The sequence below is a fragment of the Lysobacter sp. OAE881 genome (assembly GCF_040546665.1).
Lineage (GTDB): Bacteria > Pseudomonadota > Gammaproteobacteria > Xanthomonadales > Xanthomonadaceae > Lysobacter_J > Lysobacter_J soli.
The window spans coordinates 3,507,551-3,521,449 of record NZ_JBEPOG010000001.1 but is presented as its reverse complement, the minus strand read 5'-3'; the positions used below and the strand labels follow the sequence as shown (position 1 = coordinate 3,521,449).

General features: G+C 68.0%; 12 protein-coding genes and 1 riboswitch. Of the genes, 7 read left to right on the top strand and 5 right to left on the bottom strand.

Features of this window, described 5'->3' with window-relative positions; genetic code table 11:
* Window positions 1–82: 82 nt before the first annotated feature.
* Window positions 83–706: a sulfotransferase family 2 domain-containing protein gene (locus ABIE51_RS16225; protein WP_192631472.1), complete on the top strand. Its 624-nt coding sequence runs from the start codon at window positions 83–85 to the stop codon at window positions 704–706.
* A 2-nt stretch (window positions 707–708) separates the two neighbouring features.
* A complete protein-coding gene (locus tag ABIE51_RS16220) occupies window positions 709–1,353 on the top strand; it encodes an aspartyl/asparaginyl beta-hydroxylase domain-containing protein (protein ID WP_192631471.1) in 645 nt (214 codons plus the stop codon).
* 10 nt (window positions 1,354–1,363) lie between these two features.
* Here ABIE51_RS16220 and ABIE51_RS16215 read toward each other — a convergent pair whose 3' ends face one another.
* Together ABIE51_RS16215 and ABIE51_RS16210 are read right to left on the bottom strand one after the other, a co-directional pair.
* On the bottom strand, window positions 1,364–1,642 hold the full coding sequence (locus ABIE51_RS16215; RefSeq protein WP_192631470.1) for a DUF1294 domain-containing protein: 279 nt from the start codon (window positions 1,640–1,642) through the stop codon (window positions 1,364–1,366).
* Entirely contained in the window at window positions 1,642–3,246 is a 1,605-nt protein-coding gene (locus ABIE51_RS16210) for a peptide chain release factor 3 (RefSeq protein ID WP_115843358.1), read from the bottom strand. Before ABIE51_RS16210 ends, ABIE51_RS16215 begins: the two co-directional genes overlap by 1 nt.
* Before the next feature lie 573 nt (window positions 3,247–3,819).
* On the opposite strand from ABIE51_RS16210, the gene ABIE51_RS16205 reads away from it, so the two are divergent.
* Window positions 3,820–4,902, top strand: coding sequence for an HDOD domain-containing protein (locus ABIE51_RS16205; RefSeq protein WP_233433597.1), 1,083 nt, complete (start codon window positions 3,820–3,822; stop codon window positions 4,900–4,902).
* A gap of 942 nt (window positions 4,903–5,844) precedes the next feature.
* Here the strand turns inward: ABIE51_RS16205 and ABIE51_RS16200 are convergent.
* Both ABIE51_RS16200 and ABIE51_RS16195 read right to left on the bottom strand, forming a co-directional pair.
* Complete coding sequence (locus ABIE51_RS16200) at window positions 5,845–6,774, bottom strand: peptidoglycan DD-metalloendopeptidase family protein (protein ID WP_192631469.1); 930 nt, start codon at window positions 6,772–6,774, stop codon at window positions 5,845–5,847.
* 4 nt (window positions 6,775–6,778) lie between these two features.
* Window positions 6,779–7,891 (bottom strand): phytase, encoded by a 1,113-nt coding sequence (locus tag ABIE51_RS16195; RefSeq protein ID WP_192631468.1) that lies wholly within the window; start codon window positions 7,889–7,891, stop codon window positions 6,779–6,781.
* 119 nt (window positions 7,892–8,010) lie between these two features.
* Window positions 8,011–8,136: riboswitch (SAM riboswitch) on the top strand.
* Window positions 8,137–8,209: 73 nt separating this feature from the next.
* Here ABIE51_RS16195 and metX point away from each other — a divergent pair.
* The 3 genes from metX to ABIE51_RS16180 are packed head-to-tail and all read left to right on the top strand — an operon-like array spanning window position 8,210 to window position 11,546.
* Window positions 8,210–9,271 carry a homoserine O-succinyltransferase MetX gene (metX, locus tag ABIE51_RS16190; protein WP_192631467.1) on the top strand — a complete coding sequence of 354 codons (1,062 nt, stop codon included), beginning with the start codon at window positions 8,210–8,212 and terminating at the stop codon, window positions 9,269–9,271.
* Window positions 9,268–10,461: an O-succinylhomoserine (thiol)-lyase gene (locus tag ABIE51_RS16185; RefSeq protein WP_192631466.1), complete on the top strand. Its 1,194-nt coding sequence runs from the start codon at window positions 9,268–9,270 to the stop codon at window positions 10,459–10,461. Before metX ends, ABIE51_RS16185 begins: the two co-directional genes overlap by 4 nt.
* Entirely contained in the window at window positions 10,458–11,546 is a 1,089-nt protein-coding gene (locus ABIE51_RS16180) for a homoserine dehydrogenase family protein (protein WP_192631465.1), read from the top strand. Before ABIE51_RS16185 ends, ABIE51_RS16180 begins: the two co-directional genes overlap by 4 nt.
* A 798-nt stretch (window positions 11,547–12,344) precedes the next feature.
* On the opposite strand, the gene ABIE51_RS16175 is transcribed toward ABIE51_RS16180, so the two are convergent.
* Window positions 12,345–13,352, bottom strand: coding sequence for an alpha/beta fold hydrolase (locus ABIE51_RS16175; protein WP_192631464.1), 1,008 nt, complete (start codon window positions 13,350–13,352; stop codon window positions 12,345–12,347).
* 178 nt (window positions 13,353–13,530) lie between these two features.
* On the opposite strand from ABIE51_RS16175, the gene ABIE51_RS16170 reads away from it, so the two are divergent.
* Window positions 13,531–13,854 carry a helix-turn-helix domain-containing protein gene (locus ABIE51_RS16170; RefSeq protein ID WP_192631463.1) on the top strand — a complete coding sequence of 108 codons (324 nt, stop codon included), beginning with the start codon at window positions 13,531–13,533 and terminating at the stop codon, window positions 13,852–13,854.
* Window positions 13,855–13,899: the final 45 nt, after the last annotated feature.

Sequence of the window (13,899 nt, the reverse complement as noted above, 5' to 3'; positions counted from 1 at the left end):
AGGATGCGCACGCCGTCGCGACCCGCTCGTGAGCCGCGCCGCGCTCTATGATGGCCGGCAGAGCCAATCGCGTCGGGGACCGATGATCATCTCGCACCAGCACCGCTTCGTTTTCGCCGCCATTCCCAAGACCGGCACGCATTCGGTGCGGCAGGCGCTGCGCGAGCACATGAGCGAGGACGATCTCGAACAGGTCGGCCTGTTCGTCAACAAGCGGTTCCCGTTCGAGGAACTCGCCGCGATCAAGCACGGCCACATCACGTTGAAGCAGATCCGTCCGTTCCTCGGCGACGAGGCATTCGCGTCGTACTTCAAGTTCGCCTTCGTGCGTAACCCGTTCGACCGCTTCATCTCGTACTGCGCGTTCATGACGCGCGCCGACGGGGCGTTCCTGAAGAATCCGCAGCAGGTGATGCGCTACATCCTGCAGGACCCGCGCGCCCGGCAGCACATCCTCTTCCAGCCGCAGCACACCTTCGTCACCGGTGAAGATGGCACGGTGCTCGCCGACCACGTCGGGCGCGTGGAGGACATGCAGGGGTCGTACGATCTGATCTGCGAACGCCTGAAGATCCCCGGGGCGACGCTCGGGCAGGTCAACAGCTCGCGCCGCGGTAGCTACCGCGACTACTACGACGATGCGCTGATCCAGGACGTTGCGTCCGTGTACAAGCGCGACCTCGAACTGTTCGGCTACGAGTTCTGACCATGGCCACCACGACGTTCCCGCCCGCCGGCTTCAAACCGGAAGACATCCAGCCCAATCCGCGCAAGACGACATCGGTGCGACGCCTGGGCCATGTCGACATCGCACGCCTGCGCGAGGCGGTGCTCGCGCTGCCCGAGGCGACATGGGACGCGGAGAACGCCGACAAGCCCAACCGCTTCGAAGCGCTCGATCGCACGCGCCACATCGTGTTCCGCTTCGTCAGCGACTTCCAGGACTGGCGCAAGCACTACGAACGGCCGCTGTGGTCGTCATGGCGCGAGCTGCTCGAGCCCGTCATGGCACAGGCCGTGGCGCCGTACGGCTACGCGAATGCGGAATTCCCGCGCGTGATGCTCGCGCGCATGGCGCCGGGTGGCGTGATCAAGCCGCATCGCGACGCGAACCCGGCCGCGAAGTGGCCGCACAAGATCCACGTGCCGCTGCTCACCAACGACCGCGTCGTGTTCTTCATCGACGGCACCGGCTACCACTTCGTCGAAGGCGAGGCGGTGGAAGTGAGCAACATGGCCGTGCACGCCGTGGAGAACAACGGCGACACCGACCGCATCCACCTGATCTTCGAATACTTCGACGCGGACCAGCCGATCCCGGACTGGGTAGGGAAGTTGCCGGCGCGTAAGTGACGCGCGCGCGTTAGCGGGACACGTAGAACAGCCCCAGCACGACGACCTGCAGCGCGACGATCGCCATCATCGCCCGGCGGAACGCCGCCTTCGCCGTCTTGTGCCGGAACAACGCCATCGCCAGCAGGGCGCCCGGCGAGCCGCCGAACAGCGCGAGCGTCAGCAGCGTGCGCTCGGGCACGCGCCGGCGCGCGCCGCCGGCGATTGCCTTGTCGTAGGCGAACACGAGCACGGTAGCGACGTTGAGCGCCAGCCACGCGGCCAGCCACCAAAGCGCCACCGGCGACATCAGTCGAACGCCGCCGCGTGCGCGTGCTCGCGCGTGGCCAGGAACGTCACGTCCGGCGCGCGTTCCTGCGCCAGCTGCAGGTTCACGCGAGTGGGGGCGAGGTAAACCAGCTGGCCGGCCGCGTCGAGCGCGAGGTTCATCGCGTTCTTGTCGCGGAACTCTTCCAGCTTCTTCTCGTTGTCGCAGCGGATCCAGCGCGCGGTCGCCACGCTGACCTGCTCGAAGCTCGCGTCCACGCCGTACTCGTCCTTCAGGCGGTACGCCACGACATCGAACTGCAGCACGCCGACTGCGCCGAGAATCAGGTCGTTGCTCATCAGCGGGCGGAAGAACTGCGTCGCGCCTTCTTCCGACAGCTGCGCGAGGCCCTTCTGCAGCTGCTTCAGTTTCAGCGGATCGCGCAGGCGCGCGCGGCGGAACAGCTCGGGCGCGAAGTTCGGGATGCCGGTGAAGCTCAGGTTCTCGCCTTCGGTGAACGTGTCGCCGATGGAGATCGTGCCGTGGTTGTGGATGCCGATGACGTCGCCCGGCCACGCGCTCTCGGCGATCTCGCGATCGCTCGCCATGAAGGTCAGCGCGTTGGCGAGCTTCACTTCCTTGCCGCTGCGCACGTGAAACGCCTTCATGCCGGCGCTGAACTTGCCCGAGCACACGCGCATGAACGCCACGCGGTCGCGATGCTGCGGGTCCATGTTCGCCTGGATCTTGAAGACGAAGCCGGTGAGCTTGGGCTCGTACGCGGCGACTTCGCGCGACGTGGTGGCGCGCGGCTTCGGCGAAGGCGCGTGCTCGACGAAGAAGTCCAGCAGCAGCTGCACGCCGAAGTTGTTCACGGCCGAGCCGAAGAACACCGGCGTCTGTTCGCCGGCCAGATACTTCGCGACGTCGAACGGATGCGAGGCGCCTTCGACCAGTTCCAGCTCGTCTCGCAGCTCCTGCAGCATCTGCGCACCGATGCGCGCTTCCAGCGCCGGGTCGTCGATGGACGGGAAAATCGTCGAATCCTGGCGCGTGAAGTTGCGGCCCTGTTCGTACAGGTGCACCTCGCCGGTGACCAGATGCACCACGCCCTTCAGGCGCTGGCCCATGCCGATGGGCCAGGTGATCGGTGCGCACTGGATCTTCAGCACGCTTTCCACTTCATCCAGCAGTTCGATCGGGTTCTTGCCCTCGCGGTCGAGCTTGTTGATGAAGGTCATGATCGGTGTGTCGCGCAGGCGGCACACCTCCATCAGCTTGATCGTGCGCTCCTCGACGCCCTTGGCGACGTCGATGACCATCAGCGCCGAGTCCACCGCGGTGAGCACGCGGTAGGTGTCCTCGCCGAAGTCGGCGTGGCCCGGGGTGTCGAGCAGGTTGACGATGCTGCCCTCATAGGGGAACTGCATCACCGAGCTGGTCACCGAGATGCCGCGCTCCTTTTCCAGCGCCATCCAGTCGGAGGTCGCGTGGCGCGCGGCCTTGCGGCCCTTGACCGAGCCGGCCATCTGGATCGCACCGCCGAACAGCAGCAGCTTTTCGGTGAGCGTGGTCTTGCCCGCGTCGGGGTGCGAGATGATCGCGAACGTGCGGCGGCGGGCGGCTTCGAGGGAAACGTCGGACATGGCAACGGCGGGCGCGGACGGGCCGGAGACGGCGGTCCGCGGGTCGGTAGTCGGGAAGGGCGGGAATTATACGCGGCTGGCCCCGGCGGCCGTCGGGAGCAGGGCGGCCGGCGTTCGGGCGCGCGATATCCGGGCTAGAAGCCTGGCGATCCGAGCTCCGGGTTCGGCGTCCGGGGCTTGAGGCTCGGCGGTCCGAGCTCCGGGCTCCGTGTTCGGAGCTGAGAGCTCGGCGGCTCAAGCTCCGAGCTCGGCGTTCGGGGCAAATAGCTCGGCGGTCCGGGCTCCGAGCTCGGCATTCGGAGCAAAAGGCTCGATGGACCGAGCTCCGGGCTCGGTGTTTGGAGTTGAGAGCTCGGCGATCCGGGCCTCGAACTCGGCGTCCCGGGCAAACGGCTCGACGGTCGGAGCGAATTGCTCGACCGCCGAGCATCGGGCTCGATGCCGGATGGGTTGGACCGAAAGTGTGCGCCCGCTCCCAATTCAGAACATCCCCGTTCAGCAGTTCCTAAAGCCCGGCCTATGCGTGCCGCTACCCGTCATGGATATTCGCATTCCGTATTTCCGGGGGTTGCAGTGCGCATCGTGATCGTGGGTGAGGACGCCGGCCGCGCCGGCGAATTCGAGGAGTCGCTGAGTTATTTCGATCTGGGCTGGAATGTGCAGTGGCTGGCCGAACCCGATGCGGCACTGTCGTCGGGCGAGCCGGTCGACGTCTTCATCTGCGGCCTGCGCCTGGGCGTCGTGCCGGGTCCGGTCCTGCTGAGCCAGGTGGCGGCGCTGCACCCGCAGGCGGTGCGCATCCTGCTGCTGGATCCGGACGAGGACAGCGGCAGCATGCAGGGCCTGGATTGCGCGCACCGGCTGCTGTCGCGACCGCTGGATGCCGGCGAGTTGATCGAGGCCATCGACAGCGTGGCCGAACTGCGCAACGTGCTGGGCAGCGAGGAACTCAAGCAGGCCGTGGGCCGCGTCGGCTCGCTGCCGCCGCCGCCGCGCCTGTACCTGGAACTCTCGCGCCTGCTGCGCGATCCGGATGCGAGCAACGCGGCCATCGCGCAGATGCTGTCGCAGGACCCGGCGATCGTCGCCAAGGTGCTGCGCCTGTGCAATTCGGCGTACTTCTCCGGCGGTCGCGAAATCACCGACATCCGCGCTGCGGTCACGCGACTGGGCCATCAGCAGCTGCTGCGCCTGGTGCTGGCCAGCGAGGCCTTCGGCCCGAACCAGCTGGCCGGGAAGGAACGCGAGGCGATCCAGGACCGCGCGCTGCGGACCTCGCGCCTGGCGCGTCGCCTGCTCGCGGGCCCGAGCGCCGAACTGGCCGCGACCGCCGGCCTGCTGGCGGAAGTCGGCAAGCTGCTGCCGGGCGTGTCCGACGGTTCGGAAGGTTCGAGCGGCCCGCACTACGCCGAAGCCGGTGCGTACCTGCTGGGCCTGTGGGGACTGCCGATGCCGATCGTCGAAGGCGTCGCGTTCCAGCACCGCCCGGGTCGCCTGAAGGCGAGCGGCTTCTGGGTCGCCGGTGCCGTGCACGTGGCCTCGTCGCTGGTCGCCGGTGCGCCGGTGGACGAGGGTTACCTGCGAGGCGTCAATGTCCTCGACCGCCTGCCGCAATGGCGCGATCTGGTGGAGCCGTCGGCGGCGCAGGCCGCGTAAGCGGTTCGGTTCGAAGTGTTTTGCGAAGGGGCGCGTCGGTGACGCGCCCTTTTTTGTTTCTGCGCGCTTGCGACGCGTAGCGGTCGCGCGGGATAAGTGAGTCCACGTTCCGCTGGAATGACGAGGCGCGCTTCAAGCCCCTCTCCGACCGGGAGAGGGGTTGGGGTGAGGGGTAACGAAGCCCTGGCGGTGAACGAACCTTGCCGCACAGCGCTGCGCTGTTGCTCGGTGCTTCGCACGCAGAAGAAAAATGGATTCCAGCTTTCGCTGGAATGACGAGCGTCTTAGCCCCTCTCCCCTCGGGAGAGGGGTTGGGGTGAGGGGCAACGAAGCCGTAGTGGTGAACGAACGGTGCCGCACAGCGCTGCGCTGTTGCTCGGTGCTCCACACGCAGAAGGAAGATGGATTCCATCATTCGCTGGAATCCCGCGGGCTTGAGCCCCTCTCCCATCGGGAGAGGGGTTGGGGTGAGGGGCAACGAAGCCGTAGCGGCGAACGAACCTTGTCGCGCAGCACTGCGCTGTTGCTTGGTGCTCCACATGCAGAAGAAAGATGGATTCCAGCTTTCGCTGAGCGACGGTGATGCGGTTCGCCGCTAAGGAGGACCCACGCGCTACGGGCCTGGATCCCGGCTTTCGCCGGGATGACGGTGTATCAAGGTAATCGGGCATGCGGCAGGCCGCGCGGCAGTGCCGCGGGCACCGTCTTCGAAAGGGACACGGCTGCCATCCATGGCGTCACGCGACCGGCTTCGGAACGCCCGGCCCGACCCTCCGTGGTCGGGCGTTCGGCAGGCCGCGCGGCAGTGCCGCGGGCACCGTCTTCGAAAGGGACACGGCTGCCATCCATGGCGTCACGCGACCGGCTTCGGAACGCCCGGCCCGACCCTCCGTGGTCGGGCGTTCGACCGCGCGCGAACCAGTGGTTCGCAAGCGCGCGGTCTCACCCCCCGGCAATTCGCAGGGGGCCTTGCGGGCCGGTCATGCGGAACGGGATCGACTCCAGCTTCATCCCGCGATTGACCTGCACCGCGAAGTGCAGATGCGGGCCGGTGGTGAAACCGGTGTTGCCCGACAGCCCGATCTGCTGGCCTGCGCGCACGCGCTGGCCCACGCGCACCAGCGCGCCTTCGGCCTTGAGGTGCGCGTACAGCGTCATCGTGCCGTCCTCGTGCAGGATGCGCACGAAGTTGGCGCGGCCGCCGAAACGCTCCAGGTTCAGGCCCGCCTTGTCGAAGTCCGACTCCACCTGCATCACGACGCCATCGCGCGCGGCGAGGACGGGCGTGCCGATGTCGGCGGCGAAATCCACCGCATAACGGTTCTGTTCGTCGCGATGGCTGAAATGGCCGCCATAGCCCTGGTCGATGCGGAACTGCGCCTGCTGCAACGGCAACAGGTACTCGACATCGCGCGGGCGCGCCGACGGATCGCCCGGCAGGCTGTCCATCTGCAGTTCGAAATCGAAACCGCGATCCGGATCGGCCGAGCTGAGCACCGCGACCAGCGCGCTGCCCTGCGGCGCCACAGTCGCGCGCGCAGGCAGCACCGGGTTGCCGATCACGTTGTCGCTGCGGCTGAAATCCAGCTGCACCTGCACCGGGCCGGACAGGCGGTTGTCGGCGAAGGCGAGGAAACGATCGCCGTCGTTCTCGATGCGCAGCCGCGCGATCGCGCTGGGCTCGCCCTCGACCGGGATCACCTTCAGCGCATCCTTCATCTGCGAAGGCGCGACGTCCGGCACATGGTCGCCGTAATGCGTGATGCCGGCGCGGTCGGTCCAGCGATACACCTTGGCCGCGCCCGCGCCGAACGCCGCCAGCAGCGCGACGCTGCCGAGGATCCAGACCGCAGGGCGGGGCGCGCGGGGCATCGCGTTACTGCGCGCAGCCGGGCGAGAGCTGCAGCACACGCGCGACTTCCGCCAGGTCGAAAGCCGACACCGACTTGTCGTCGTGCACCGCGAACAGCGCGCCGTTCGGGAACGCGAGCGTGGACGCCGCATGCAGCGCGACGCCGTCGGTATGCGCGGTGGTCTCGCCCTCGAAACTGCCGCGCGGCGCGAGCGTGGCGCGATCGAACAGATGGAAGATCGTCAGCGGCGCGAGCTGGTCTACGGCAATCCAGTAACCGCCGCCATCGGCGCAGCTCCATAGCGCGACGCCTTCGGCCTCGGCGCCGAAGCTTTTCTCCGGCAGGCTACGGCCGGTGTACTTGCCGCTGAAGCTGTACTCGCGCAGCGTGGATTCGTGGCGACGGTCCTCGTCGGCGATCAGCAGGCGGTCGTTTCCCGGATCGCCGGCGATGGATTCGACCATGCGCAGCGCGGCCTCCTGCGAGGTGTCGCCGAACGAACCCGCATACGTCGCACGCAGGCGGCCGGCCTGGTCGAACTGCACGCGGTAGCGGCGCACGCGCTGGTCGAGTTCGGCCAGCGGCGGTACCTCGTCGAACTTCTTGCCGTACATGAAGCTGTCGGTGACGTAGATCTCCAGCTCACCCGGTTCCGTCTCGGTAAGCCAGATGCCGTACGGGCTGCGCAGTTCCTTAGTGCCGAACGTGCCGACCGGCGCGAAGTCCGGCAGCGACAGCACCTGCACGCGGTGGTTGTCGCGTTCGACGACGAACACGTAGTCGCCGTACACGGCGATGCCGTTGGGACGGTCGAACTGCCCCGGCTCGCTGCCTTCGCCGCCGACATCGCGCAGGCGCCGGCCGGTATCGGCATCGAACACGACCAGGCGATGCGCGGACTTGGCGGTGGCGATGAGCCACGTCGCGCCGTCTTCGGTCGTCCAGGTGGCGAGGGAGTCCAGCTCGTCCTGCGGGCTTTCGGCCGAGACGAAGCGTTCGGGCACGGTGCGGACTTCGGGCGTCGCGGCGGGCACGGGCGTGCTTGCGGGCGCGACGGGGCGGGTGGTGGTGCAGGCGGGGGCCAGGGCCGCCAGCGCGATCGCGATGGCGGCGGGGGCCGAAAGGCGGAAGGTCATGGAGCCGAAGTGTATTCGGGCCGCCTTTGCGCGGGGAGCCGGGGACGTGACGGACATAATAAATCGCTATATGCGGATGAAGCGATTGACACCGCTCAAGGCCAGGGGCAGACTGCGGCCATCCATCGAGACCGGCTGAGGGACAGGCCCTTTGAAGCCGGGGCAACCCAACCCAGCGCGCAAGCGCGGGCGAAGGTGCCAACTCCTGCGACGGGGCGCGTCAGGCGCCGGTCGAAAGATGGTTGTGATGCGCGCCCCACGTGGGCGTGCACTGCGACTCGCAGGCTCGGTGGCCCTTATGTCTTCAAGGATGCCGCCATGAGCTTCGCCCCCGTCTCCGCCGCCGCTTCCGATGCCGCGACCGCCGAACGCGCGGACGCCTTCGATCCCGTCGTTCATGCCGCCGTGTTCTCCCATGCGCTCCACGCGCAGCGCGGCGAATGCACCGTCGAACTCGACCTGCGCCACGCCGGCACGCGCCGCATCGCGCTGCGTTACGAAATCCTCGGCGACCGCACGCTGCCGGCGGTGTTCGTCGCGGGCGGCATCTCGGCGCATCGCCATCTCGCCGCCAGCGCGACGTTCCCGGAGAACGGCTGGTGGGAACAGCAGATCGGCGTCGGCAAGGCGCTGGATCCGCGCGAACGCTGCCTGATCGCCTTCGACTGGATCGGCGCCGACGGTTCGCTCGATGCGCCGCTGGATCCGGCCGACCAGGCCGACGCCATCGCCGCGCTGCTCGACGTGCTGCACGTATCGCGCCTGCAGGCGTTCGTCGGCTGCTCGTACGGCGCGATGGTCGGCCTGCAGTTCGCGGCGCGTCACGGTTCGCGCCTGGAGCAGCTCGTGGCGATCAGCGGCGTGCACCGCGCGCATCCCTATGCCAGCGCGTGGCGCGCGCTGCAGCGTCGTGCCGTCGCGCTGGGCGCATTGCAGTGCGATGAAACGCATGGCCTCGCGCTGGCGCGCCAGCTGGCGATCCTGAGCTACCGCACGCCGGAGGAATTCGCTGCGCGCTTCGCGCCGGCGCAGGTGAGCGAAGGCCGCGTGCGCGTGGGCGCGGAGGATTACCTCGACCATTGCGGTGCCGCCTACGTGCAGCGCACCTCGCCGACGGCCTATCTGCGGCTGTCCGAATCCATCGACCTGCAGGACGTGGATCCGACCGCCATCCGCCTGCCGGTCACCGTGGTCGCCGTCGCCGAAGACCGCTTGGTGCCGGTATCGGACGCCTACGATCTGGTCGAACGCCTGCGCGGCGAAACGCGCCTTCGCGTGGTGCGCTCGCTGTATGGCCACGACGCCTTCCTGAAGGAGGAGCGCGCGATCGCGGAGCTGCTCTGCGAAGCGCTCGACGACGTGCTGGAGGTGGCGGCATGAGCACCACGCGCAACCGCTGTACCGCCGCCGTCCGCGCCGGCATCGATCGCGACACCGCCTTCGGCGCCGTCACGCCGCCGCTGGTGCTGTCGTCCAACTTCAGCTTCGCCGGCTTCAACGAGAAGCGGCAGTACGACTACACGCGCAGCGGAAACCCGACCCGCGACCTGCTGGGCGAGGCGCTGGCCGAGCTCGAAGGCGGCGCCGGCGGCGTGGTCACCGCCACGGGCATGGGTGCGATCACGCTGCTGCTGCACGCGCTGCTCAAGCCGGGCGATCGCCTCGTCGTGCCGCACGACGGCTACGGCGGCAGCTGGCGTTTGTTCAACGCGCTGGCGAAGAAGGGCGCGTTCGAGCTGATCACGGCCGATCTCACCGATCCGCGCGCGCTGACCGATGCGCTGGCGAGCGATCCGACGGTGGTGTGGATCGAAACGCCGTCGAACCCGTTGCTGCGCATCACCGACCTGCGTTTCGTGATCGAAGCGGCGAAGGCCAAGGGCGCGGTCACCGTGGTCGACAACACCTTCCTGTCGCCGGCGCTGCAGCAGCCGATCGCGTTCGGCGCCGATTACGTCGTGCATTCCACGACCAAGTACATCAACGGACACAGCGACGTCGTCGGTGGCGCGGTCGTCGCGCGCGAAACCGAAGCGCACCAGCAGCTGGTGTGGTGGGCGAACGCGCTGGGCCTGACGGGTTCGCCGTTCGATGCGTTCCTCACGCTGCGCGGCCTGCGCACGCTGGACGCGCGACTGCGCGCGCACCAGGAAAACACACACGCGCTGGTGTCGCTGCTCGATGCGCACCCGGCCGTGCGCGTGGTGCATTACCCGGGGCTGGAATCGCATCCGGGCCACGCGATCGCCGCGCGCCAGCAGGAAGGTTTCGGCGCCATGCTGAGCGTCGAACTCGATGGCGGCGTCGACGCGGTCCGCGCGTTCCTCGACGGCCTGCAGTGCTTCACGCTGGCCGAGTCGCTCGGCGGCGTTGAAAGCCTGGTCGCGCACCCGGCGACGATGACGCACGCGGCGATGTCGCCCGAGGCGCGTGAAGCGGCGGGCATCGGCGACGGTTTGCTGCGCGTGTCGGTGGGCATCGAACATGTCGACGACCTGGTGGCCGACATCGCCGCCGCGCTGGAACGCGCGGAACAGGCTGTCGCCGTCGCCGAGCGCATCAAAGGATGAGCGTCGCCGCGGTCGAAGTCGCGCGCGCTTCGGCCGCGCAGGTCGCACCGGCGCGCGTGGCGCTGCTCGGCACGGGCACGGTGGGCAGCGCGGTGCTGGCGCGGCTCGCATCCTGGCGCGGCTCGCCGCTGGGCGAGCGCGTGTCGCTGGTACATGTAGCCAATTCGAGGGCCTGCGCGGGCGATCGCACGGGCCTCGTCGCGGGCGATGCGCGGCGTCGCCTTGCGCTCGCGCCGCAGGGAAGTTCGCTCGATGCCGTCGATGCGGCGCTGCGCGGAGAGGGACCTCGCGTGGTGATCGATGCGACCGCGAGCGAGAGCGTCGCAGAGCGCCACGCGCACTGGCTGGCGCAAGGCATCCACGTCGCGACCGCGTGCAAGATCGGGCAGGGCACGTCGCTGTCGCGATGGCGCGCGATCCGCGCGGCATCGCGCGCGGGCGACGCGCGCTATGGCGACAGCGCGACGGTCGGTGCCGGGCTTCCACTGTTGCGATCGCTTCGTGAGCTTCAGGACGGTGGCGATCGCATCCACGCCATTGCCGGCGTGCTTTCGGGCTCGCTGGCGTGGTTGTTTAATCAATACGACGGCATGCGTCCGTTCTCCGCGCTGGTGCGGCAGGCGCGCGACGCCGGCTACACCGAACCGGATCCGCGCGACGATCTGTCGGGCGAAGACGTCCGCCGCAAGCTGCTGATCCTCGCGCGCACCGCGGGCGTCGAGCTTGAAGCGGGCGATGTCGAAGTCGCGTCGCTGGTGCCGCCGGAGCTGGCGATCCTGTCGAAGGAGGCGCTCGACGCGGCGCTGCCCGCACTCGACGCACCGCTGCGCGAGCGTTTCCAGTCGGCCTACAAGCGCGGCGAGAAGCTGCGTTTCATCGCGCGGCTGCAGCACGGCCGCGCTAGCGTGGGGCTGGAATCGCTTCCGGCCGATCACCCGCTCGCCGGCGGCGCCGGCACCGACAATCGCGTGGCGATCTGGTCAGATCGGTATTCGACGCAGCCACTGGTGATCCAGGGGCCGGGCGCGGGCGCCGAGGTGACGGCGGCGGGGCTGCTGGACGATGTCTTGAGGTTTGTGCGCTGAGGCGGTGAGTCGCGTAGCAGTCGCTCGCTAGAAAGCTGACGGTGCCCAAGTCCCCGTCATTTGCCGCACGCCATTTCGTCATCCCGGCGAAGGCCGGGACCCAGGCCCGTAACGCTCGGGCACTCTCTCGACGGTTCTGCAACTCACCGTCATCCCGGCGAAGGCCGGAACGCAGGCCCGTAACGCTCGGGCACCCTCGTGCCGGTGAAGCACATCATTCGTCATTCCAGCGAAAGCTGGAATCCATCTTGCCGTTGCCGTTGCCGTTGCTCGTCATTCCCGCGAAGGCGGGAATCCATGGACTTTCCACGCTTTCCCCGTAGCCCGGCAAAGCAAAGAAGAATCACCCGCCAAGCTTCCGATCGCCTGCGGCGCTCGGGTCACTTTTCTTTGCTCGCACAAAGAAAAGTAGAAAGTGCGTGCAAGTCCAACCCAATCCCACGACCGGAAAGCAAAAGGGCGCGTTCGCGATTCGCCATCCATGGCTCAGCGCTCACCGCCGCACATCCTGTGCGGCGCCCTTCGGGGCTAGCAACGAATAGGCGGTTCGATAGCAACAGCAACAGCAACAGCAACAGCAACAGTGGTGGCGGTTCAACACATCCACGGCATTGCAGCGAAAGCGGGACCCCATTCTTGCTTTGCGGCACTTACGAAGAGCAGCAACCCCGCCGAAGCGCAGACGCATCGCACGCGCCGACCCTCACCCCAACCCCTCTCCCGAGGGGAGAGGGGATCAAAGCCGTCATCCCGGCGAACGCCGGGATCCAGGCCCTCAAGCCATCAGCAATTCGCGAATCAGCGCGTCCGCGCCAACGCCTCCAGCAACGCCTTCTCGAAACGCGCCGGCGCTTCCACCTGCGGCGAATGGCCGAGGTCGTCGAATTCCACCAGCGTAGCGCCCGGGATCGCTTTCGCCGCGCGTTTGCCCAGCGCCGGGTAATCGCCGAGTCGTTCGCGCAGCTCCGGCGAGGCGCGGTCGCGGCCGATGGCGGTGCGGTCGCGCTGGCCGATGAAGAGCGTCGTCGGCACGCGGATCTGCGGGAACTCATGCACGACCGGCTGCGTGAAGACCATATCCGTCGTCAGCGCCTGGTTCCACGCGATGCGCTGCTTGCCGGGGCCCGCGTAGAGGCCGGCAAGCATCGACACCCAGCGGTCGTACTCGGGCTTCCACTGCCCGCTGTAATACACCTGCTGCTGGTAACGCTTGATCGACTCGAAGTTCGTCTTCAACTCGCCCGCGAGGTTCGCGTCCACGCTCGCCCACGGCACGCCGAGCGCCTTCCAGTCTTCCAGGCCGATCGGATTGACCAGCATCAGCGCCTCGGTGCGCTGCGGGTACATCAGCGCGTAGCGCGTGGCGAGCATGCCGCCCATCGAGTGGCCGACGATGGAGGCGCGTTCGATGCCCAGCGATTCCAGCAACGCGTTCGTGTTCGAAGCGAGCTGCTGGAAGCTGTACTGGTAATGCTCGGGCTTGCTCGACTTGCAGAAGCCGATCTGATCTGGCGCGATGACGCGATAGCCCGCGCCCGTGAGCGCGCGGATCGCCGATTCCCATGTCGCCGCGCAGAAGTTCTTGCCGTGCAGCAACACCACGGTGCGGCCGTTAGGCGTGATCGGCGCGACATCCAGATACGCCATCCGCAGCGCCTCGCCCTGCGAGGTGAACGCGTGGTGCTTCACCGGGAACGGATAGTCGAAGCCCTCCAGTTCCATGCCATACGAGGGGACGTCGGCGGCGAGGGCGAGGTGGGGCGAGAGGACCAGCGACAGCGCGCAGGCGAGCAGCGACGAGCGCATGAACAGGCTCCATTCGAGGGGGTGCCCGACCATACCGCAGCGCGTGCGACGACCATGAGGCGCTGCCTGCCGTCTCGACACGGCCAGCGGGGTGAACACGGATCACCAACGTTTGGCCCATGCGGCCTGATTTCGGCACTCGCTAGGATCGAACGCACTGCAAGCCATGGGCCGTCCGATGGATCGATCGACCTCGTACGACGCGGAATCGCAGACGCGCTGGCGACTTGACGGCGACGGCTGGTCGCTCCGATGCCCGGATGGCAGCGAGGTCCCGCTCACGCGCGCCGAACGGCTGGTGATCGAACGCCTGCTGCTCACGCCGGGGCGGCTGGTCACGCGCGACGCGCTCGCCGACGCCCTGGCCGATCCGTCCTTCGATTCGCACCGCCTGGATTCGCTCGTCTATCGCCTGCGCCGCAAGGTCGCCGATGGCTGCGGCACGCACCTGCCGCTGGAGGCGATCCACGGCGAGGGCTACATGCTCGACACGCTGCGTTGAGCGCGCGCCTTGTCGTACGACAGGCCGCATAAAAAAGGCGCCGAC

Coding starts and splice junctions, on each gene's coding strand:
- ABIE51_RS16175 (WP_192631464.1), bottom strand. CDS start 13,352: ATGCGCTCGTCGCTGCTCGCCTGCGCGCTGTCGCTGGTCCTCTCGCCC.
- ABIE51_RS16220 (WP_192631471.1), top strand. CDS start 709: ATGGCCACCACGACGTTCCCGCCCGCCGGCTTCAAACCGGAAGACATC.
- metX (WP_192631467.1), top strand. CDS start 8,210: ATGAGCTTCGCCCCCGTCTCCGCCGCCGCTTCCGATGCCGCGACCGCC.
- ABIE51_RS16225 (WP_192631472.1), top strand. CDS start 83: ATGATCATCTCGCACCAGCACCGCTTCGTTTTCGCCGCCATTCCCAAG.
- ABIE51_RS16185 (WP_192631466.1), top strand. CDS start 9,268: ATGAGCACCACGCGCAACCGCTGTACCGCCGCCGTCCGCGCCGGCATC.
- ABIE51_RS16210 (WP_115843358.1), bottom strand. CDS start 3,246: ATGTCCGACGTTTCCCTCGAAGCCGCCCGCCGCCGCACGTTCGCGATC.
- ABIE51_RS16200 (WP_192631469.1), bottom strand. CDS start 6,774: ATGCCCCGCGCGCCCCGCCCTGCGGTCTGGATCCTCGGCAGCGTCGCG.
- ABIE51_RS16195 (WP_192631468.1), bottom strand. CDS start 7,891: ATGACCTTCCGCCTTTCGGCCCCCGCCGCCATCGCGATCGCGCTGGCG.
- ABIE51_RS16180 (WP_192631465.1), top strand. CDS start 10,458: ATGAGCGTCGCCGCGGTCGAAGTCGCGCGCGCTTCGGCCGCGCAGGTC.
- ABIE51_RS16215 (WP_192631470.1), bottom strand. CDS start 1,642: ATGTCGCCGGTGGCGCTTTGGTGGCTGGCCGCGTGGCTGGCGCTCAAC.
- ABIE51_RS16170 (WP_192631463.1), top strand. CDS start 13,531: ATGGATCGATCGACCTCGTACGACGCGGAATCGCAGACGCGCTGGCGA.